This is a genomic window from Vibrio sp. 2132-1 (assembly GCF_033344315.1).
The window spans coordinates 131,890-151,953 of sequence record NZ_JAWPON010000014.1 but is presented as its reverse complement, the minus strand read 5'-3'; the positions used below and the strand labels follow the sequence as shown (position 1 = coordinate 151,953).

The following is a 20,064-nucleotide window of genomic DNA, read 5'->3' as shown; positions in this document are numbered from 1 at the left end:
CTACCCACGTGTCAGGGAAGGCCTATTTCGACAGATGTTTTAATATTAGTTGGAAGTGCAATCCCATTTGCACCTCTGTTAATGTTGTAATCAAGTTCGGTAGCTCTATGCATGACCGGATATTCCTGAGCAATATTGATACTAATTTGGTGATTTCCAGCATGGTTTTCAGGTAACCCGCCAACTATTTCGTTATTTAACTTGAGCCCACAACCTCTTCTTAAAGAACCGCCATAATAATTCGCAACACTCCCCTCCTTTGAGTTTTATTTAAGGGGATGATTTGGACAATTTCCTCTATACCTACAACATATTGAACTTTGCGTTTACTACCATCTGAATGATTGATATAACGATGAAAAGTAACTTCGTTCTTCTCGCAATCAATATGGTCTAAATCGTATTCATATCGAATATGATTTTTAACTTTGGGTTTTCTGATAATGCCACGAATGATTGGTCGTTCGGCAAACAACAAACTCCCCACCATAAATATAAAGCCATTTCAAGAGAAAGATGGCTTATAGACTGAATTGCTAACTAAAGGGTGTTATTGAGTGATCTTCCCTGCTTTTACATCTTCTAGCCAACGTCCTTCAACAAGATAGGGTGGAAGCCAACCGGTTTCAACAGATAGACGGTTGCCTCTGTCGTACCACATGCAAGCCATGCCAAGCAGAGGGAAATTAATGAACGTGCGGAGCCCTATTCTATCTGGCCCTAATTCTCTAAGATGATATTTCTCTTGGAACTGTAGGTTTTTAACGAGCACTTCCTCAAAATCATAACCAATATTAGTAGTGAGCGCTGCGAAGGTTTCTAGGATCCCCATCGCAATTTCCAACGCCCAGTTATCCCCTTGAGCTACCGCTGCGTCCATTGCTGCAACCAGCTTATCAGGATAATCCGATGTGCGATTGTGGAACGACTGAATGACGTCTACTAGCATATAAGACAGCTCACCCGCTTTGGTAGAGCTCTGTCTCATCAAAGAAATCGAAAAGTTCGCTAACACATCCATGCTAGCTTTGTCACGAACGATGACAGAGGTAAAATACGCATCTAGCCACATTGAGGGGCAAATGAAGCCTGTTTTTAAAATACCTTCGCCTTTCCATGTTACTTCTGGATAATCAGGTAATTTAATGCTTTGAGGCTCGCTTGGCTTGATGGCAAGTTGATGGTAAAAAGCACGCATCAATGATGATTCATATAGACATAGCGTGCCGATTCTCTCATCATCGTCTAATGGAGGTAACCATGTATACAGACGGAGCTGATAAGAAATACCATCGCTCAAGTAAACCAAGTTTTCTCTTTTTATAGATATGCGCCTTTTCCTTTTGTCTAAACTCTCTTTTATTTCTTCTCGATAAGCTTCTCTTTCAAAATCACTTAGTTCAACATGAGCTACTCGTTCAACCTTTTTTACCTCTGAGCTATCAACCACTTCTGAACTCTCCTATATCTATATCAAACTCTTTTGCTTTGAACTTGGAAACCTTACCGCTAGAGGGTATTTCTGCTTGTGTATGTAATTTCAGTTGGTGCCTCGTAAATCATATCAAAGTCGCCTGGCTTCGAAATTGAGGCTCTATGTAACAACAGTTCAAAGGCTGAGCATATATTCCAAAAATGCCTCAAATGTTGTCCATGATTGGGCTTCTTTACCAAACAATTCATCTATGAAAAGGGCTACTTGCCCCGATCTTTCTGATTCATTTGAAAATAAAAAGTAGTAGCCACCTCCGGCATAGCGCTCTAATACGCAACCGTTTTGTGGTATTTTCTCAAAATCACTCGGTATCTCATCCTCGCGAAGTTCAAGAGTGCGCTCAACTGTAAGATAGTCCTCATCTTCAGAGTATCCATAAATCGTATGACCAAACCACTCAACGTAACCATATTTTCTTAGAAAAACTTTATATGGCTCCGGAAAGGATAATCCTAGCTGATTTTCCATTTCATGAATTGATACGTCATTCAACTCTCCAAAGCACTCAAACCCTTCTTTTTCGGTGAATTGATCGAGCATTACGTCTAAGCTTCTCATATTTAAAACTCTATTTTTGATATATATTTTGCCTTCATCGTACCAGTGCAATCGCTTATTGTACTTCTGATGAGGCTTGGAATTCATTACCCTGAAGTTATTGAACGAGTTATCCCCTTTCCGAAATAAAAGAGGTCTTATGGTGAATGATTAAATCCGTCGAGAAGTCTTCCTGATTTAATCATTTTGAACAACTGCTTTGAAGTAAAACGCTTCGCTGCCTCTTTTGTAATCGCGTAACAACGAACCCCTCACCATAAACTTATAAGCCACCTCGTAAAAGATGGCTTATAAGTAAAGAGAATTTATCTAGTGATCTTCCCTGCTTTTACATCTTCTAGCCAACGTCCTTCAACAAGATAGGGTGGAAGCCAACCGGTTTCAATAGATAGACGGTTGCCTTTGTCGTACCACATACATGCCATGCCAAGCAGAGGGAAGTTGATAAAAGTTCTGATGCCTATCCTATCTGGTCCCAATTCTCGAAGATGATATTTCTCTTGGAACTGTAGGTTTTTAACGAGCACTTCCTCAAAATCATAACCAATATTAGTAGTGAGCGCTGCGAAGGTTTCTAGGATCCCCATCGCAATTTCCAACGCCCAGTTATCCCCTTGAGCTACCGCCGCGTCCATTGCTGCAACCAGCTTATCTGGGTAGTCCGATGTGCGGTTGTGGAACGACTGAATGACGTCTACTAGCATATAAGATAACTCGCCCGCTTTGGTAGAACTCTGTCTCATCAAAGAAATAGGAAAGTTTGCCAATACGTCCATGCTAGCTTTGTCACGCACAATCACCGAAGTAAAATAAGCATCTAACCATCGATTAGGGTGTAAACATCCAGTTTTCAAAATACCTTCGCCTTTCCATGTCACTTCTGGATAATCAGGTAATTTAACGCTTTGAGGTTCATTTGGTTTAATGGCAAGTTGATGGTAAAAAGCACGCATCAATGATGCCTCATAAAGGCAAAGTGTTCCGATTTGTTCAGTTTCTATTGAAGATGGAAAGCAACTATACCACCTCACTTGTTCTGAAACGTCGTCGCTAAGAGCGACTAAGTTCTCCCTGCGGATTGCTATTAGCTCTTTGCGCTCATCTAAATCTTCATTGATATACATTTGGTAGTCAGCGACATCATTTGGTGTCAATTGAGGTTCCGCCTTTCTCTTCATGCTAACTTTCTTTTTATTATCAGACATTTAATCCAGTCCTAATTCTACGTTAAATTCCTTTACATTAACTGAAGAAACCTCTCCAGCATCAGAAATAGCCGCTGCGGTGTGAATATATCTAACAGGAGTTTTTTTTCTCAATGCTTTTTATACTTCTGGCCGCTTTCTATTCGGTTGTATCTTTGTCCTTTTGAGCCATTAGATCAGTAATTGCAGTTGCATATTCAGTTGTCCCTTGCTGATATGCCATATTTCCAACCTTACGGCTGTCTAGTGGGCTAATACCTCTTAACGTCTACGAGAATAATTTCCCTGGGTTTTGGGTTCTTCTACAAGGTAGGCCATACCGTAGTCTCCTGGTTGTAAGAAAACACGCCATTATTTTTTAGGGGACAACTCCTAGTTAAGTGACATACCGTTGAGTCTTAGCCATAAAATGCCATGTGTCACGAAACATGAACGCCAAAAATAGAGATCTAACCTATTTTTTCCAGTACCCTCTAGATGCTCGCTCTGGGATTACCAGATTCCAAACAGATTTACTGCCTATAGATTCGTAAAACTCGGCGGCCCCGATCTCTTTAGTGGACGGCTGAAACCAATGAGGTTGAGGCACTTTTTTAGAATTCCATTAGAAACTGCCATAGCAATTGCTGTTTCACAGCACTCAACGTCGGTCAAGCCTTTGAAGGGGCCCTCCTTATATAAAATAAGTTTTTTCCGAGCCACTATATTGAGCAATTACAGACGTAACTGCCTTTCTATCACCATTATTTATTTTCAAAGTAAGCCCTGACTTTCCTAGCAAGGCTTTTAAATCGCACTCATTATTAGTAACCCACTTTTTAAGAGCCATATCATTAATAATGTTATCTCTGAAATTTATGAGTATAGTCACAAGATCATCTTCAAAATTCATTTTATCCTCAACTTTGTAATGGGATAACCTAGCTATCGTCCCAACTTTTAGTTTCTCCTAGAAATTGATTAACTCCACCTTCACCGACTGCTGGGTAAAAATCGCTCGTAGGCTCCCATCCAACGCTTAATGCCCCCAAAAAGGGCGAGATACCGTTAGTTTTATTAATTCATTGACTGGAATTTTGACTAGAGCTTCTGATATGTTTTTTACCTTTTGGCTTTCGGATTTTGACTTGCGAGAGAACGCCATCTTCTCCGACGGATGACTCTTTTGCTGCCTCTAAAATCTGATCGCAAACCTCTTGGGGGAAAGTTATTTTGTGCCTGATACTCTGCCAACATTTGCTGTAAGCGTTTTTCACAGAGGAAACCTGTTGAGTCAATCCACTAGATGGAGTTGATTGAATATCGGTAAACATATAATCCACCTCGTGAAAGGTGGATTATTTACTGAATTGCTAACTAAAGGATTTATCGAGTGATCTTCCCTGCTTTTACATCTTCTAACCAATGTCCTTCGACGAGATAAGGAGGAAGCCAACTGGTTTCAATAGATAGACGGTTGCCTTTGTCATACCACATACATGCCATACCAAGCAGAGGGAAAGATATGAAGGTTTCTATAGAAATTAAGCCCTCTGGCTTATCGAGCCTCATTTGGTATTGCTCTTGGAACTGTAGGTTCTTAATGAGTACTTCTTCAAAGTCATAACCGATGTCAGTTGTCAGGGCCGCAAAAGTTTCCAAAATACCCATGGCGATTTCTAATGCCCAATCATCACCCTGAGAAACTGCCGCGTCCATCGCGGCCACCAGTTTATCAGGGTAGTCCGACGTGCGGTTATGGAACGACTGAATGACATCTACTAGCATATAAGACAGCTCACCCGCTTTGGTAGAGCTCTGTCTCATCAAAGAAACCGGAAAGTTCGCCAATACATCCATGCTAGGTTTATCACGCACAATCACCGAAGTAAAATGAGCATCAAGCCACATTGAAGGACAAATAAAGCCTGTTTTAAAAATACCTTCACCATCCCATGTCACTTCTGGATAGCCGAGTATCTGGATACTTAATTCTTCATTGGGATTCATAGCAAGTTGATGATAACAGGCTCCCATTAAAGAAGTTTCGTAAAGACGTAATGTACAAATTTGTTCGTCTTCATGCGTAGTTTGAAACCAGGTATACCAGCGAGCCTGGTCGATGGCAAAATCACCAAGACTAACCAAGTTTTCTCGCCTGACCTTAAGACCTTCTTTTCTGTTATCTAAAACCCGGTTTATAAAATTTTTTTTACTCACAATGGCTTGTGTGTCAAGTTCAGGATTTGCTTTGCGCTCTACAATCTTGATCGATTCTTTACTTTGCATTTTGACTTAATCCTTTTGAATCAATTTTAAACTCTACTACTTCTACTACTACGTCTGAGGGCTTCAAGCTATTCGAGTAAAAGGGCTTAGGTATCTTTAAAAAGGACACATAATGCCAAGTGTAACGCAACAAAACGTCAGAAATGATGACCTAGCTCCCTTTGAATCTTAGCGAATTATATTTCCGGCTTTTACATCCTCTAACCAACACCCTTCGACGAGATATGGAGGAAGCCAACCAGTTTCGACAGATAAACGGTTGCCTTTGTCGTACCACATACAAGCCATGCCAAGCAGTGGGAAGTTAATAAAAGTGCGGATGCCTATCCTATCTGATCCTAATTCTCGAAGATGATATTTTTCTTGGAATTGTAGGTTTTTGACTAGCACTTCCTCAAAGTCATAACCAATGTTAGTAGTGAGCGCTGCGAAGGTTTCTAGGATCCCCATCGCAATTTCCGACGCCCAGTTATCCCCTTGAGTTACCGCTGCGTCCATTGCTGCAACCAGCTTATCAGGATAACCCGATGTGCGATTGTGGAACGACTGAATGACGTCTACTAGCATATAAGACAGCTCACCCGCTTTGGTAGAGCTCTGTCTCATCAAAGAAATCGGAAAGTTCGCCAATACGTCCAAGCTAGGTTTATCACGAACGATGACAGAGGTAAAATACGCATCTAGCCACATTGAAGGACAAATGAAACCTGTTTTTAAAATACCTTCGCCTTTCCAAGTTATTTCAGGATGATCAGGTACCTTAACCGTCAAAGGGCTTTCAGGTTTTTGAGCTAGTCGATGATAGCTAGCTTGCATTATCGAGGCTTCAAATAGACGCAGCGTTCCTATTCGGTCATTTAGTTCAGACACTGGAAACAAAGTATATAACCTAACTTGCTCCCAAACCCCGTCTGTTAGATATATCAAGTTTTCGCGCTTTATTGTGATACGATGTTTTCTTTTCTCTAAGTTTTTTTCTATTTGTTTTGTATAGTAATTAAGTTCCTCAGTATTCAACTCGTAGGCTGCTTTTCTATTTATCTTTTTCATACTAACTTTACTTCCCTTAACCTAATTCTTCGAGGCTAATATCAAACTCTTTTACATTCACTTTAGATACGCCATCTGAAGCATCAATTTCTGTTGTACCAGCTTTTTGTTCAGACATTAATTTAACGATTTCCGCCGCATATTTGCTTGTCCCTTGCTGATATGCTTCATTGCCAATTTTACGACTGCCGAGCGGCCTGCTGCCACCCTTAGCCTCGACGATGATGATTTCTTCAGTATCATCTGAGAGGTACACCATATTGAAATCACCTGGTTTCGATCCCTAAGTTGCAAGGTCTTTGGGATGGCTCAACTTAGCATTAGGGCGTATATTCCGAATAAAGTCATCCGCGACCAACTCACCAATTTTTGCAGACTGCTGGTTAATATTACCAATTTGAGCGTGATATCCCTCTTTGCTAGCTCGAGCGTCCATTGCCTCTTGACGCTCTTTCAAGCATTCATCAATTTTTGCTTTGTTTCTTTCTGTTAGCTCATAATCACTCGTATTGAGTTCAGACTTTTTTATACTATGCCAGTATTGGCTGCCCCAAACCTGTTGGGTCAATCCACTGGATATGGTGGACTGCATATTGGTAATGCCACCAATGATGGAGCGTTCAACAAACAACAAGCTCCCCACCTCAAACGTAAAAGCCACCCCATGAGAGATGGCTTGTATATTGATTTGCTAAAGGAGTTTATCGAATGATCTTCCCTGCTTTTACATCTTCTAGCCAACGTCCTTCGACGAGATAAGCTGGAAGCCAACCAGTTTCAACTGACAAACGGTTGCCTTTGTCGTACCACATACAGGCCATGCCAAGAAGAGGGAAAGATATGAAAGTTTCTATAGAAATCAAGTCCTCTGGCTTATCGAGCCTCATTTGGTATTTCTCTTGGAAATGTAGGTTTTTAACGAGCACTTCCTCAAAATCATAACCAATATTAGTAGTGAGCGCTGCGAAGGTTTCTAGGACCCCCATCGCAATTTCCAACGCCCAGTTATCCCCTTGAGCTACCGCTGCGTCCATTGCTGCAACCAGCTTATCAGGATAATCCGATGTGCGATTGTGGAACGACTGAATGACGTCTACTAGCATATAAGACAGCTCACCCGCTTTGGTAGAGCTCTGTCTCATCAAAGAAATCGGAAAGTTCGCCAATACGTCTAAACTTAGCCTGTCACGCACAACTGTCGATATGAAATACATATCAATCCATCTATTAGGATTTATGCACCCCGTTTTTAAAATACCTTCCCCGTCCCACTTTACTTCAGGATAGTCGAGAATCTTTATAGTTAATTCACCATTGGGATTCCTAGCAAGTCGATGATAACAAGCGCCCATTAGAGAAGTTTCGTAAAGACGTAATGTACAAATTTGTTCGTCTTCATGCGAGGTTTGAAACCAGGTATACCAGCGAACCTGGTCAATGGCGAAATCACCAAGACTGACCAGGTTTTCCCGCCGGATTTTAAGGCCTTCTTTTCTTTTATCTAATATTTTATTGATAAATTCTTTCTCAGAAGAAACCCCACTTTCACTCAACTCAGGGTTTGCTTTGCGTTCTACAACTTTACTTTGCATTTTAAATTAGCCCTTTAGAATTAATTTTAAACTCTGCCACTTTTAGTTTTACATCCGATGCATCCCCGTTCTCTTGAATGCTTGCTTGAGTATGTATATATCGAATAGGTATGCCGGATAAAGCTGCATCTTGGATTTGTCTTGCTGTTATTTTTCAGTCGTCCCTTCCTTTTTTCAGACATTAGGTTGGTGATTTCTGCAGTGTATTCGATATGCCATATTTCCAATTTTTCTGCTACCCAGCGGGCTGCTACCCCCTTTAGCCTCAACAATGATAATTTCACCTGGTGGAGACTCTTCCACATCGTAAACCATATCAAAGTCGCCCGGCTTCGAAATTGAGGTTCCAATATCTTTGGGATAAAGCAGCTTAGCATTAGGACGCTTACTCCGGACAACGTCATCTGCGGCCAACTCACCAATTTCTGCAGATTGCCGATTAATCTTGGCGATTTGAAAGTTATTATACTGAATTGCTAACTAAAGGAGTTTATCTAGTGATCTTCCCTGCTTTTACATCTTCTAGCCAACGCCCCTCGACGAGATAAGGAGGAAGCCAACCGGTTTTAATAGATAAACGGTTGCCTTTGTCGTACCACATACAGGCCATGCCAAGAAGAGGGAAGGATATGAAAGTTTCTATAGAAATCAAGTCCTCTGGCTTATCAAGCCTCATTTGGTATTTCTCTTGGAACTGTAGGTTTTTAACGAGCATTTCCTCAAAGTCATAACCAATGTCGGTAGTGAGCGCCGCGAAGGTTTCTAGGATCCCCATCGCAATTTCCAACGCCCAGTTATCCCCTTGGGCTACCGCTGCGTCCATTGCTGTAACCAGCTTATCAGGATAATCCGGTGTGCGATTATGAAACGACTGGATGACATCTACTAACATGTAAGACAGCTCACCCGCTTTAGTAGAGCTCTGTCTCATCAAAGAAATCGGAAAGTTCGCCAACACATCCATGCTAGCTTTGTCACGGACGATGACAGAGGTAAAATAGGCATCTAGCCACATTGAAGGACAAATGAAGCCTGTTTTTAAAATACCTTCGCCTTTCCAGGTCACTTCTGGGTATCTAGGTAATTGAATACTTTGAGGTTCGTCAGGCCTCATCGCTAACTGATGATAAAACGCGCGCATTAATGACGCTTCATACAGGCAAAGTGTTCCGATTTGTTCATTTTCTATGGAGTGTGGGAACCACGAGTACCATCTCACTAGATAAAACGATTCATCACTTAAAGCAACTAAGTTTTCTCTACGAATACTGATTACCTCTTTGCGCGTGTCAAGGTCTTCATCAATATCAGAACTATAGCCTTTGATTAACTCCGAGGTCAGCTTTGGATCAGCATTTCTTTTTATTTTAATTTTGTCAGACATTTTAAAACTTCCCTAAATCTACATTAAATTCTTTTACTTTAATCTTTGAAACTTTCCCTGGTTCAGAGATTGGGGTTTTAGTATGTATCTATCTAATTGGGCGTCCACTCCTCGAAGCGTTTCTTATTGATTTAGCTGTTTCCCACTCTGTTGTATTTCGCCCATTCCTAGACATCTTACCAACTATTGCCGCTGCATATTTAGACGTTCCTTGCTGACATGCTTCGTTTCCTATTTTTCTACTACCCAAAGGACTGCTCCCCCTTTGGCCTCAACAATGATAATTTCACCTAGTGGTGGCTCTTCCACCTCGTAAACCATATCAAAGTCGCCCGGCTTCGAAATTGAGGTTCCAATATCTTTGGGATGAAGCAGCTTAGCATTAGGACGTTTACTCCGAACAAAGTCATCCTCGACCGTTTCACAATTTTTGCCGATTGTCTATTGATTTTACTTATTTGCGCGTTATATCCATCTTGGCCAATCCGAGCGTCCATTGCCTCTTGACGCTCTTTCAAGCATTCATCAATTTTTGCTTTGTTTCTTTCTGTTAGCTCATAATCACTCGTATTGAGTTCAGACTTTTTTATACTATGTCAGCATTGGCTGCCCCAAACCTGTTGGGTCAACCCACTGGATATGGTGGACTGCATATTGGTAATGCCACCCCATGAGAGATGGCTTATATATTGATTTGCTAAAGGAGTTTATCGAATGATCTTCCCTGCTTTTACATCTTCTAACCAACGTCCTTCGATGAGATAGTGAGGAAGCCAACCAGTTTCAACAGATAGACGGTTGCCTTTGTCGTACCACATGCAAGCCATGCCAAGCAGAGGGAAATTAATAAACGTGCGGATCCCTATTCTATCTGGTCCTAATTCTCGAAGATGATATTTCTCTTGAAACTGTAGGTTTTTAACGAGCACTTCCTCAAAATCATAACCAATGTTAGTAGTGAGCGCTGCGAAGGTTTCTAGGATCCCCATCGCAATTTCCAACGCCCAGTTATCCCCTTGAGCTACCGCTGCGTCCATTGCTGCAACCAGCTTATCAGGATAATCCGGTGTGCGGTTGTGGAACGACTGAATGACGTCTACTAGCATATAAGACAGCTCACCCGCTTTGGTAGAGCTCTGCCTCATCAAAGAAATTGGAAAGTTCGCCAATATGTCCATACTTGGCCTGTCACGCACAATTGTCGATATGAAATACATATCAAGCCATCTATTAAGATTTATGCACCCCGTTTTTAAAATGCCTTCCCCGTCCCACTTTACTTCAGGATAGTCGAGAATCTTGATAGTTAATTCATCATTGGGATTCATAGCAAGTCGATGATAACAAGCGCCCATTAGAGAAGTTTCGTAAAGACGTAATGTACAAATTTGTTCGTCTTCATGCGAGGTTTGAAACCAGGTATACCAGCGAACCTGGTCAATGGCGAAATCACCAAGACTGACCAGGTTTTCCCGCCTGACTTTAAGACCTTCTTTTCTGTTATCTAAAACCCGGTTTATAAATTTTTTCCGATTCACAATGGCTTGTGTGTCAAGTTCAGGATTTGCTTTTCGCTCTAAAAATTTGACCGATTCTTTACTTTGCATTTTGACTTAATCCTTTTGAATCAATTTTAAACTCTGCCACTTCTAGTTTTACATCTGAGGCCTTACCACTTTCAGGGATATTCGCTTGAGTATGTATATATCGAATAGTTCTGCCGGATAAAGCGGCGTATTGAATTTCGTCGGCAGCTAATTTTTCAGTCGTTCCTTCCTTTTTTTCAGACATTAGGTTGGTGATTTCGGCAGTGTATTCCGTTGTCCCTTGCTGATATGCCATATTTCCAATTTTTCTGCTACCCAGCGGGCTGCTACCCCCTTTGGCCTCAACAATTATAATTTCACCTGGTGGCGGCTCTTCCACCTCGTAAACCATATCAAAATCGCCCGGCTTCGAAATTGAGGTTCCAATATCTTTGGGATGAAGCAGCTTAGCATTAGGACGTTTACTCCGGACAAAGTCATCCGCGGCTAACTCACCAATTTTTGCAGACTGTTGGTTAATATTGCCAATTTGAGCATTATATCCCTCTTCGCCAGTTCGAGCGTCCATTGCCTCTTGACGCTCTTTCAAGCATTCATCAATTTTTGCTTTGTTTTTTTCTGTTAGCTCATAATCACTCATATTGAGTTCTGAGTTTTCTTTATACTCTGCTTTATTCAGCACAAGATCTTCAGTGAAGATCGTGCAACCTTCTTCCTCGCCAACTTTCTCTGAGTCAAAAACATGCGCATTTACAAATTCCTCAATCCCAACAACATACTGCACTTCGTGTCTGCTGCCATCTGAATGATTGATATGACGATAAAAAGTAATCTCGTTTCTCTCACAATGAATATGGTCTAAATCGTATTCATATCGAATATTGTTTTTACCTTTGGGTTTTCGGATTTTGACTTGCGAACGAACGCCATCTTCTCCGACAGATGACTCTTTTGCTGCTTCTAAAATCTGATCGCAAACCTCTTGGGGAACGTTGTTTTGCGCCTGATACTCAGCCAGCATTTTCTGCAAGCGTTTTAGCCCTTCTTCACAAAGAAAACCTGTTGGGTCAATCCACTGGATGGGGTTGATTGAATATCGGTAAACATATAAGCCACCTCGTGAAAGGTGGCTTATATACTGAATTTCTATATAAATGATAATTTATCGTGTGATCTTCCCTACTTTTACATCTTCTAGCCAACGCCCTTCAACGAGATAAGGAGGAAGCCAACCGGTTTCAACAGATAAACAGTTACCTTTGTCGTACCACATACAAGCCATGCCAAGCAGAGGGAAAGAGATGAAGGTTTCGATTGAAATCAATTTTTTAGGAGCATCCAAGCGCATTTGATATTGCTCCTGGAACTGCAGGTTCTTAATGAGTACCTCTTCAAAGTCATAATCAATATCGGTTGTCAGGGCGGCAAAGGTTTCTAAAATGCCCATGGCGATTTCTAATGCCCAGTCATCACCCTGAGCAACTGCAGCGTCCATTGCTGCGACTAGCTTATCGGGGTAATCCGATGTGCGGTTGTGGAATGACTGAATCACATCCACCAGCATGTAAGAAAGCTCACCAGCCTTCGTAGAACTTTGTTTCATCAGAGAAATCGGAAAGCTCGCCAATACGTCCATACTTGGCCTGTCACGCACGATCACCGAAGTGAAATAAGCATCAAGCCATCGGTTAGGGTGTAAACACCCCGTTTTTAAAATACCTTCACCTTTCCAGGTTACTTCCGGGTATCCAGGTAATTGAATACTTTGAGGCTCGTCAGGTCTCATGGCGAGCTGATGATAAAATGCACGCATTAATGATGCTTCATATAGACATAGTGTGCCGGTTCTCTCATCATCATTTAATGGAGGTAGCCATGTATACAGGCGAATTTGCTCAGACACATCATCACTCAAATAAACCAAGTTTTCTCTTTTTATCGCAATGCGCCTTTTTCGTTTATCTAAGTTCTCTTTTACTTCTTCTCTGTAAGCATCTATTGCCGCTTGAGTTAGACTAATATGAGCCAATCGCTCAATCTTTTTTAATTCCTTGGCATCAAACATTTCCAAATTCTCCCATGTCTATATCAAATTCTTTCGCTTTAATTTTCGAGACTTTACCATCTGAAGATATTTCTGCTTGTGTATGAATATAACGAATCGGAATATCATCTTTGATAGCGGATTTGATGTGATTTGCAGCAATCTTTTCCGTTGTACCTTGTTCTTGCTTAGACATCTCACCAATAATTGCTGCTGTATATTCAGTTGTCCCTTGCTGATATGCCATATTTCCAATTTTACGACTGCCGAGCGGGCTGCTGCCACCCTTAGCCTCGACGATGATGATTTCTTCAGGATCATCTGAGAGGTACACCATATCGAAATCACCTGGTTTCGATCCCGAAGTTGCAAGGTCTTTGGGATGGATCAACTTAGCATTAGGGCGTATATTCCGAACAAAGTCATCCGCGACCAACTCACCAATTTTTGCTGACTGCTGGTTAATTTTAGCAATTTGGGCGTTATGCCCTTCTTCGCCGCTACGCGCATCCATTGCCTTTTGACGTTCTGCTAAACACTCATCAACCTTTTGTTTGCATTCTTCAGAAAGTTTGTATTTCTCATCCTCATCCTTATTATTGAATTCGAATTCTGAGTTATCCTTGTAATCCGCTTTATTCAGCACTAGGTCCTCGGTGAAGATGGTGCAGGTCTTATCGCCACCGACCTTCTCTGAATCAAACACGTGAGCATTAACAAACTCTTCTATCCCGACTACGTACTGCACTTCATGTTTGCTTCCGTCAGAATGATTAATGTGGCGATAAAAAGTAATCTCGTTCTTCTCGCAATCAATATGGTCTAAATCGTATTCATATCGAATATGATTTTTACCTTTGGGTTTTCGGATTTTGACTTGCGAGCGAACGCCATCTTCTCCGACGGATGACTCTTTTGCTGCTTCTAAAATCTGATCGCAAACCTCTTGGGGGACATCGCTTTGCGCCTGATACTCTGCCAACATTTGACCCAAGCGTTTTAGCCCTTCTTCACATAGGAAACCTGTTGGGTCAATCCATTGAATTGGGTTGACTGCATATTGGTAATGGTTAATGCCACCAGCAATAGATATCGGATCTTGTTGGATAAAGCGTCCTAGCTTAGGATCGTAATACCGAGCGAGGTTGTAATGTAAGTTGGTTTCTTGATCGAAGTACTGTCCTTGAAAACGCAGTGGATTTGCTACATTTTCAATATGTACATGAGCAAAGCCGTTAGCATCGTAGCTGGCACTCCATACAACATTCCCTTCGCAATCGATTAGTCGCTCTGGTTTACCAACTTGATCGCACTGGTACCAATAAATAACGTCATTTTCTAGCAGTGCCACTGGCGTGTAAGTTTCGGGTTGATATAGGTACCAACGGAAAGCACCTGAAGAGCGTTCACCAATTAAACGTTCACCTTCCCACAGGAACTCCTTAACGCCTTTTTGTGTAATTTTTTTCGTTCTGCGCCCTAATGCATCATATTCATATTGACTGATACCATCGTCGGTGTGAACTTCAATGAGCTGATTTAACGCATCAAATACGCGAGTCTGAACGTGTCCTTGCCCCTCACGTTTTGTCTGGTTTCCTTGCGCGTCATATTTGAACCGTACATCATCGTGTACTTCAATACGATCAGCGAATACCTCTGAAGTTGGCAAAGTAGGATTGCCAAAACTATCGTATTCAAATTTAGTCACATCTCCGGAAGCATTGACTCGTTTAAGTTGCCCTAAGGTATCGTACTGATAGTGCGTTGCTCCTGCCGTATTATCAATGATTGATGAAATACGGTTTTGTGCGTTGTAAACGTACTTTTTCTCTCTATCTGGCCAATGCTGTTCAACCAAACGACCAACACCATCATAAATGATGCGCTCATTAAAATATGCCGTTTCAATTTGGGAAACTCGTCCCATTTCATCGTAATGAAATTTGATTTGAGGTAAATCTAGGTTTCCAAACCGAATCGCTGAAAAACGCCCATATCGATCGTAAGAGAAGTTCAGTTCCGTATTATCTGGCAGTACCTGAGATACGCGTTGGCCAACTCTGTTAAACTCCTGCGCTATCTCAAACTGGCCTTGAATGCGCTTTGTTAAATGCCCAAATGAAGAGTATTGGTATTGCAATGTTTGATGGCGATTGGATGCTAAAGTAAGTCGCCCACCAAGCGTATAATTGAAGTGGTTCTCTACAATACTGCTACCATTTCCTGCTTTGACGTGCATGAGATAACCCGCAGCGTCATAGCGATACAGCACCGTTCTATCGGCGACTTGCTTACGATGGAGCCGCCCCATATGATCATAATCAAATTGGCTTTGTAGATTATCAAACCCAATAGTTCCTGATAGCTGGCCTTCATCGTCATACAGGAATTCGAACTCTAAGCCGTCACTCCGAACTAATTTAGTCAGGTTACGTTGTTGATCGTATTCGTAAGAAATATGGCTGCCATCGGGAAAGATGACTGCTTCTTGTTGCGCGAGTGCTCCCCATTGATACGAGGTAATGCCTGCTGGCGTCCGAATCTGAGCAACACGACTGTGCTCATCGTAAGAATATTCTTCGCTATAACCGACTTTGTCTTCGTCGTTAAAATAACGAACTGATGTACGCCTGCCAAATTGATCATAAGCGAGTTGAGCAATACACCCATCGGGATAAGCAACGCCATTCACTAAATCTTCTTCATTGTAGCTGTAACGAAGTAATGTACCGTCTATTTCATTCGCGATAAGTCTTTGTTGTTCATCCCACCACCATTGACTTTTCTTACCATCTTCAGACTCTTTTTTGACGACTTGCCCGTGTTTATCGTAATCATATTCCGTGACACAGCCAAACTGGTCGGTATCCCAAACTCTTTGACCGAGGCTATTGTAGTAAGCCTTCTCGATATCCCCATCTGGCGAAACCGTTTTAACTAACTTACCTAAGCCGTCATAGCCATATTGAATTTCTTTGCCAGAGGAATGAAACTTAGAAACCAATTGACCATGCTGATTATATTGATAATTGACCGTTGACTGATCAGGATAGATAGCTTGTGCTTTTCTTCCTAATTCATCATATTGCCATCGCCAAGTTTTACCTGTGGGGCTTATTTTCTCGAGTAAGTTACCCTGCTCGTCATGCAAGAAAGACCATTGATGATCTAACGAGTCAGAATAAGAAGAGTGATTTCCCTGATAATGGAAGCGATAGTCATAAATTCCTGCGTCCCCAACGTTCCTGATGCATTTCGCGTTAGCACCTTCGCCATCCCATTCAAAATAATGAGTAAAGCCAGTTGGTCGTACACGCTTAACAATTAAATGGCCGCGGTATTGATACTGTTCCTTTAAGCCTAAATGATTAGTTGCACTGACCAAATCATCGTGCTCATCATAGGTATAAGTTGTCAGAACTTTTTGGGACTTTGCATTAAGCAGTTCTACAAGGCGGCCTTGCTTATCATATTGACATTCAAGAACCGGACGCTTGTTATATGCGATCTCGATCAATCGATGGTTTCGAGAATACTGCAATTGAAACGTTGAAAACGTGCCATTTCTAACTTGTTTAACAAGCCAGCGATCATCTTTTTGCTCAAACCGATATTGATGCCCATTAGCGAGCGTTACAATCCGAGTTGTTGAGCTCAGGAAATAACAGCTCGCACCAGCGTATATTTGATAACTTGTTGCTCCAATATCTACTGGCTCAAATTCTGTGATATCGGCCTTATCGTCAACAAACTCCCAAGCGATAACATTGTCTTTCTCGTTCGTCTTTTCGCGTAATTCAAACTGAAATGCATGTCGCCAACCAAAGCCCATTCCATGATTTACATCCGACTGCGAAGAGCGGTAAGTACGCTGCCAAGTAGTACCTTGTTGTAGCTCGATATCATAGAGTTCGAGAATTTCTTCACCCGTCACAAGTGATACAGGATCACCGGCTTTCTCATGTTTTTCGCTGCTTTGTTGCTGAGGCTTGGCGGATGCGGCACTTCTGCCACTCTTTTTATTCGACTTCCCCTTTCCCTTCGATGGTTTTGCATTGACGGTATTTTGAGTCGGTGGAGGCGTAACCGCCGACGAGAGTGCGTAGTTTTCGCCGGTAGGTACAATTCGAGCGACATGCAAGTCACCGTTCACCAAAGCATTGGCAAACGTTGAATTATAGTGTTGGGAAGTAAGCTCACCGTCAGGTATGTTTGGCTTGAATTGACCAATCGCATAGAACAAATCCTCGACATAGCGAAGGTCAAGCTCACCAAAGCTCTCAAGAAACTCTATTGCCTCTTGTTTGGTCACGAATGTTTTAGGTTCGCCGCTAGTAAGTAACTGACCAGAGAAGTGATAACTTTCGCCAAAGCGATTCGTGATAGGAATGACGAATTGAGGGATCATAGCCGTAACGTGTTTGTCCTTTTCTTACCTTGCCGCATCATTTAATGCTCGTTTCGCTCTTTTTATTTGTGAGAGCAAGATGCCTTAATCAAACATCCTCCGATAGAGATTCCTCTGTATGCGTAGACTGAATGTATTGATGGCAATTTTCACGTATGCAACTCTTTGAATTTCTGAGCGCAGCGTACTTTAACGGGACGATGAATCCTGAGTAAATGAACAATAGCGTGAGTGAGACTAATGTCTCATCGTGACGCGATTTTTTTACATGTTTCTTACTTAACTATGATTTTCTGCCCAGTTACGTAAATTCACTCAATAAGTTGCATCAAGTATCACCACTGCGACTCAACGCTTCATATTTGAGACAAAACAGCAACAAAAAAACCGCCTATTACGGCGGTTTTGCTTAAAGAATACTGATTAAAGGTTTGGACCTGTCGATGGTCTGTGTGGTTGGTTATTCCGCAGTTGCTGCATCCCTTGAAACATTCGCATAAACCACACCAAGATGGCTAATGCAGCAAACACCATCCCTACCCAAGGAATAAAGTAAGCGATGGTTTCAAGCAAAGTACTATGCAACCAATAATCACTCACGCCAACGAGTACACCGTTAGAAGTCGCGACGGTGACGATCAACACAACAAAAAACGTCAGGTAGAGAAAGAAGGTGCGAATTAAACCGTAGTAATGAGAAATCACTACGTCGCTGTCTTCTCCCTTATCTAATCGGTAACCCGCATAGATAATTGCGATAACGCCTGAGATCAGAAACGTAAACGGGGTCAGACAGCTCAGGATGTACGCAACCCAAATCCCGTTATGAGGTTTGTTCATTCGCTTTCGCTCCTTTTACTTCCGTTTGTGCCGTATCTGTTTCACCCATCGCTTCTTTGGACTTCACTTCCTCATACCAAAGATCGTGATGCTCTTTCGCCCATGTCTCGTCAACTTCACCAGTCACCATGCCTTCTAGCGCACCTTCCATACCGAATAGACCAATATAGATGTGGAAGATAAAGCCACAGATTAGAATCAGCGCCGAAATCGCATGAACTAAGTTAGAAAGCTCCATGTCACGGCGAGTTTGGCCAAAGATAGGAAAGTCCAGAACTAAGCCACTCACTGCCGCGATAGCACCAAAGAAGATTAACAACCAATAGATTGCCTTCTCACCACCGTTTGAGAAACCAGCTGACGGATGTGTGCCTTTGTATTTACCAACCATGCCGCCCATTTTCATAAACCAACGAACATCTGTCATGTTTGGAATCGACTTGCGCCACCATTTAAAGAGCACGAGCATCAGTAAAATGAAGAACAATGGTCCCATGTAATTGTGGTACTGCTTCGCCAACATGACGATAAAGCCCCAGAACTCAGTAGGAACGTACGGTTTTAAGAAGTGCTTACCGTAAACCAGCATCAAACCACTGAATGCCAGCGTTAAGAATGTAAACGCCATACTCCAGTGAAGCGCGCGGTCTAAACGAGACCAACGCTTCATTTTTTTACCAGTACGCGGCTTGCTAAGCATCAAAGGACCAACGAATACGTAAGCCATGATTACCATTGCAATACTGCCGAAAATCGCGACAGCACCCGCTGGAGACATCCATTTCTCTTTTAGAATGTACCAAGTCTCACCAGGTTTACTGATCAATACGCCATGTTCTGGCGATTGAGACGTGGTGTAGCCTTCTTGCCCCTCTCTGACTTCGCGCCAATAGTCTGCCCCGGCGAGTTGCGTGATCTCCTGTTGAATAACTTTAGAAGATTGTTCCTCTGCTGAAGCAGGCATTGCGAAAGTCAGCAGCAATGCTGTCATCATTGACAGCATTGCTAAAGATGCACGTTTAAGCGTGTTTAACATGTGCCTCTCCTTACTTAGCTTTTCGTCGCATCGTAAGAAAGATCGTTTCCGTCTGTCCAACCTGCGTTTTTCGCGCCGCGTTCTACCACACGTTGACGGAAAATGTCAGATACTTTCTCTGCGTCACCCGCAAGCAGCGCTTTAGTTGAACAAAGCGATGCACACATCGGTAACTTGCCTTCTGCGATACGGTTCGCACCGTATTTTTGACGTTCTTCCTCAGAGCCAGGCTCTGTTTCTGGGCCGCCCGCGCAGAAAGTACATTTATCCATTTTGCCACGTTCACCAAACGCTTCTTGTTTAGGAAATTGAGGTGCGCCAAACGGACAAGCAAACAAACAGTAACCACAACCGATACACAGATCTTTATTGTGAAGAACGATGCCGTCTTCGGTATGTTCGAAACAGTCTGCTGGACAAACTGCCATACAAGGTGCATCGGTACAGTGCATACAAGCAACAGAGATAGAGTTTTCACCAGCTTCACCGTCGTTTAGTGTTACCACGCGGCGACGTTGAATGCCCCATTCAAGCGCATCGTCGTTTTCGTTCTTACATGCAGTAACACAGCCGTTACACTCGATACAGCGTTTGGTGTCACATAGAAATTTCATTCGTGCCATTGTCAGACTCC

General features: G+C 42.2%; 15 protein-coding genes and 4 pseudogenes. All 19 read right to left on the bottom strand.

From position 1 onward, the window contains the following. Window positions 1-220: 220 nt before the first annotated feature. The 19 genes and pseudogenes from R8N47_RS16770 to fdh3B all read right to left on the bottom strand — a co-directional run bounded on the left by R8N47_RS16770 (window position 221) and on the right by fdh3B (window position 20,053). Window positions 221-475: a hypothetical protein gene (locus R8N47_RS16770; protein WP_226084321.1), complete on the bottom strand. Its 255-nt coding sequence runs from the start codon at window positions 473-475 to the stop codon at window positions 221-223. Window positions 476-550: 75 nt separating this feature from the next. Then, window positions 551-1,450, bottom strand: a complete 900-nt coding sequence (locus R8N47_RS16765) for an immunity 49 family protein (RefSeq protein WP_301875983.1) — start codon at window positions 1,448-1,450, stop codon at window positions 551-553. A gap of 159 nt (window positions 1,451-1,609) precedes the next feature. After that, entirely contained in the window at window positions 1,610-2,053 is a 444-nt protein-coding gene (locus R8N47_RS16760; protein WP_169644514.1) for an SMI1/KNR4 family protein, read from the bottom strand. Window positions 2,054-2,358: 305 nt separating this feature from the next. Then, a complete protein-coding gene (locus R8N47_RS16755; RefSeq protein ID WP_318070354.1) occupies window positions 2,359-3,258 on the bottom strand; it encodes an immunity 49 family protein in 900 nt (299 codons plus the stop codon). Window positions 3,259-3,931: 673 nt separating this feature from the next. Next, window positions 3,932-4,150 (bottom strand): hypothetical protein, encoded by a 219-nt coding sequence (locus R8N47_RS16750; protein ID WP_033905291.1) that lies wholly within the window; start codon window positions 4,148-4,150, stop codon window positions 3,932-3,934. Between the two features lie 196 nt (window positions 4,151-4,346). After that, a pseudogene (locus tag R8N47_RS16745) lies at window positions 4,347-4,560 on the bottom strand (hypothetical protein); the annotation flags it as partial. Window positions 4,561-4,623: 63 nt separating this feature from the next. After that, window positions 4,624-5,526: an immunity 49 family protein gene (locus R8N47_RS16740; RefSeq protein WP_064353922.1), complete on the bottom strand. Its 903-nt coding sequence runs from the start codon at window positions 5,524-5,526 to the stop codon at window positions 4,624-4,626. 168 nt (window positions 5,527-5,694) lie between these two features. Next, window positions 5,695-6,576: an immunity 49 family protein gene (locus R8N47_RS16735; RefSeq protein WP_033905287.1), complete on the bottom strand. Its 882-nt coding sequence runs from the start codon at window positions 6,574-6,576 to the stop codon at window positions 5,695-5,697. 16 nt (window positions 6,577-6,592) lie between these two features. Continuing rightward, window positions 6,593-7,102 (bottom strand): annotated as a pseudogene (locus R8N47_RS16730) (type IV secretion protein Rhs); the annotation flags it as partial. A 175-nt stretch (window positions 7,103-7,277) separates the two neighbouring features. Then, on the bottom strand, window positions 7,278-8,168 hold the full coding sequence (locus R8N47_RS16725) for an immunity 49 family protein (RefSeq protein ID WP_033905285.1): 891 nt from the start codon (window positions 8,166-8,168) through the stop codon (window positions 7,278-7,280). A 1-nt stretch (window position 8,169) separates the two neighbouring features. Next, window positions 8,170-8,630 (bottom strand): annotated as a pseudogene (locus R8N47_RS28860) (type IV secretion protein Rhs); the annotation flags it as partial. Window positions 8,631-8,658: 28 nt separating this feature from the next. Further along, window positions 8,659-9,552, bottom strand: coding sequence for an immunity 49 family protein (locus R8N47_RS16720; RefSeq protein ID WP_064353920.1), 894 nt, complete (start codon window positions 9,550-9,552; stop codon window positions 8,659-8,661). Between the two features lie 707 nt (window positions 9,553-10,259). Continuing rightward, entirely contained in the window at window positions 10,260-11,159 is a 900-nt protein-coding gene (locus R8N47_RS16715) for an immunity 49 family protein (RefSeq protein WP_064353919.1), read from the bottom strand. Next, window positions 11,149-12,195, bottom strand: a pseudogene (locus tag R8N47_RS16710) (type IV secretion protein Rhs); the annotation flags it as partial. The gene R8N47_RS16715 and the pseudogene R8N47_RS16710, both read right to left, overlap by 11 nt. A 66-nt stretch (window positions 12,196-12,261) precedes the next feature. Further along, complete coding sequence (locus R8N47_RS16705; protein WP_053350543.1) at window positions 12,262-13,164, bottom strand: immunity 49 family protein; 903 nt, start codon at window positions 13,162-13,164, stop codon at window positions 12,262-12,264. After that, a complete protein-coding gene (locus R8N47_RS16700; protein ID WP_064353917.1) occupies window positions 13,157-17,554 on the bottom strand; it encodes an RHS repeat-associated core domain-containing protein in 4,398 nt (1,465 codons plus the stop codon). Before R8N47_RS16700 ends, R8N47_RS16705 begins: the two co-directional genes overlap by 8 nt. Window positions 17,555-17,977: 423 nt before the next feature. Beyond that, on the bottom strand, window positions 17,978-18,394 hold the full coding sequence (locus tag R8N47_RS16695; protein WP_012841836.1) for a membrane protein: 417 nt from the start codon (window positions 18,392-18,394) through the stop codon (window positions 17,978-17,980). Then, window positions 18,378-19,430, bottom strand: coding sequence for a formate dehydrogenase subunit gamma (locus tag R8N47_RS16690; protein WP_064353916.1), 1,053 nt, complete (start codon window positions 19,428-19,430; stop codon window positions 18,378-18,380). The genes R8N47_RS16695 and R8N47_RS16690 overlap by 17 nt, the downstream gene beginning before the upstream one ends. A gap of 14 nt (window positions 19,431-19,444) precedes the next feature. Then, entirely contained in the window at window positions 19,445-20,053 is a 609-nt protein-coding gene (gene fdh3B / locus R8N47_RS16685; RefSeq protein ID WP_005377536.1) for a formate dehydrogenase FDH3 subunit beta, read from the bottom strand. Window positions 20,054-20,064: the final 11 nt, after the last annotated feature.

Coding starts and splice junctions, on each gene's coding strand:
- R8N47_RS16760 (WP_169644514.1), bottom strand. CDS start 2,053: ATGAGAAGCTTAGACGTAATGCTCGATCAATTCACCGAAAAAGAAGGG.
- R8N47_RS16755 (WP_318070354.1), bottom strand. CDS start 3,258: ATGTCTGATAATAAAAAGAAAGTTAGCATGAAGAGAAAGGCGGAACCT.
- R8N47_RS16750 (WP_033905291.1), bottom strand. CDS start 4,150: ATGAATTTTGAAGATGATCTTGTGACTATACTCATAAATTTCAGAGAT.
- R8N47_RS16740 (WP_064353922.1), bottom strand. CDS start 5,526: ATGCAAAGTAAAGAATCGATCAAGATTGTAGAGCGCAAAGCAAATCCT.
- R8N47_RS16735 (WP_033905287.1), bottom strand. CDS start 6,576: ATGAAAAAGATAAATAGAAAAGCAGCCTACGAGTTGAATACTGAGGAA.
- R8N47_RS16725 (WP_033905285.1), bottom strand. CDS start 8,168: ATGCAAAGTAAAGTTGTAGAACGCAAAGCAAACCCTGAGTTGAGTGAA.
- R8N47_RS16720 (WP_064353920.1), bottom strand. CDS start 9,552: ATGTCTGACAAAATTAAAATAAAAAGAAATGCTGATCCAAAGCTGACC.
- R8N47_RS16715 (WP_064353919.1), bottom strand. CDS start 11,159: ATGCAAAGTAAAGAATCGGTCAAATTTTTAGAGCGAAAAGCAAATCCT.
- R8N47_RS16705 (WP_053350543.1), bottom strand. CDS start 13,164: ATGTTTGATGCCAAGGAATTAAAAAAGATTGAGCGATTGGCTCATATT.
- R8N47_RS16700 (WP_064353917.1), bottom strand. CDS start 17,554: ATGATCCCTCAATTCGTCATTCCTATCACGAATCGCTTTGGCGAAAGT.
- R8N47_RS16695 (WP_012841836.1), bottom strand. CDS start 18,394: ATGAACAAACCTCATAACGGGATTTGGGTTGCGTACATCCTGAGCTGT.
- R8N47_RS16690 (WP_064353916.1), bottom strand. CDS start 19,430: ATGTTAAACACGCTTAAACGTGCATCTTTAGCAATGCTGTCAATGATG.
- fdh3B (WP_005377536.1), bottom strand. CDS start 20,053: ATGGCACGAATGAAATTTCTATGTGACACCAAACGCTGTATCGAGTGT.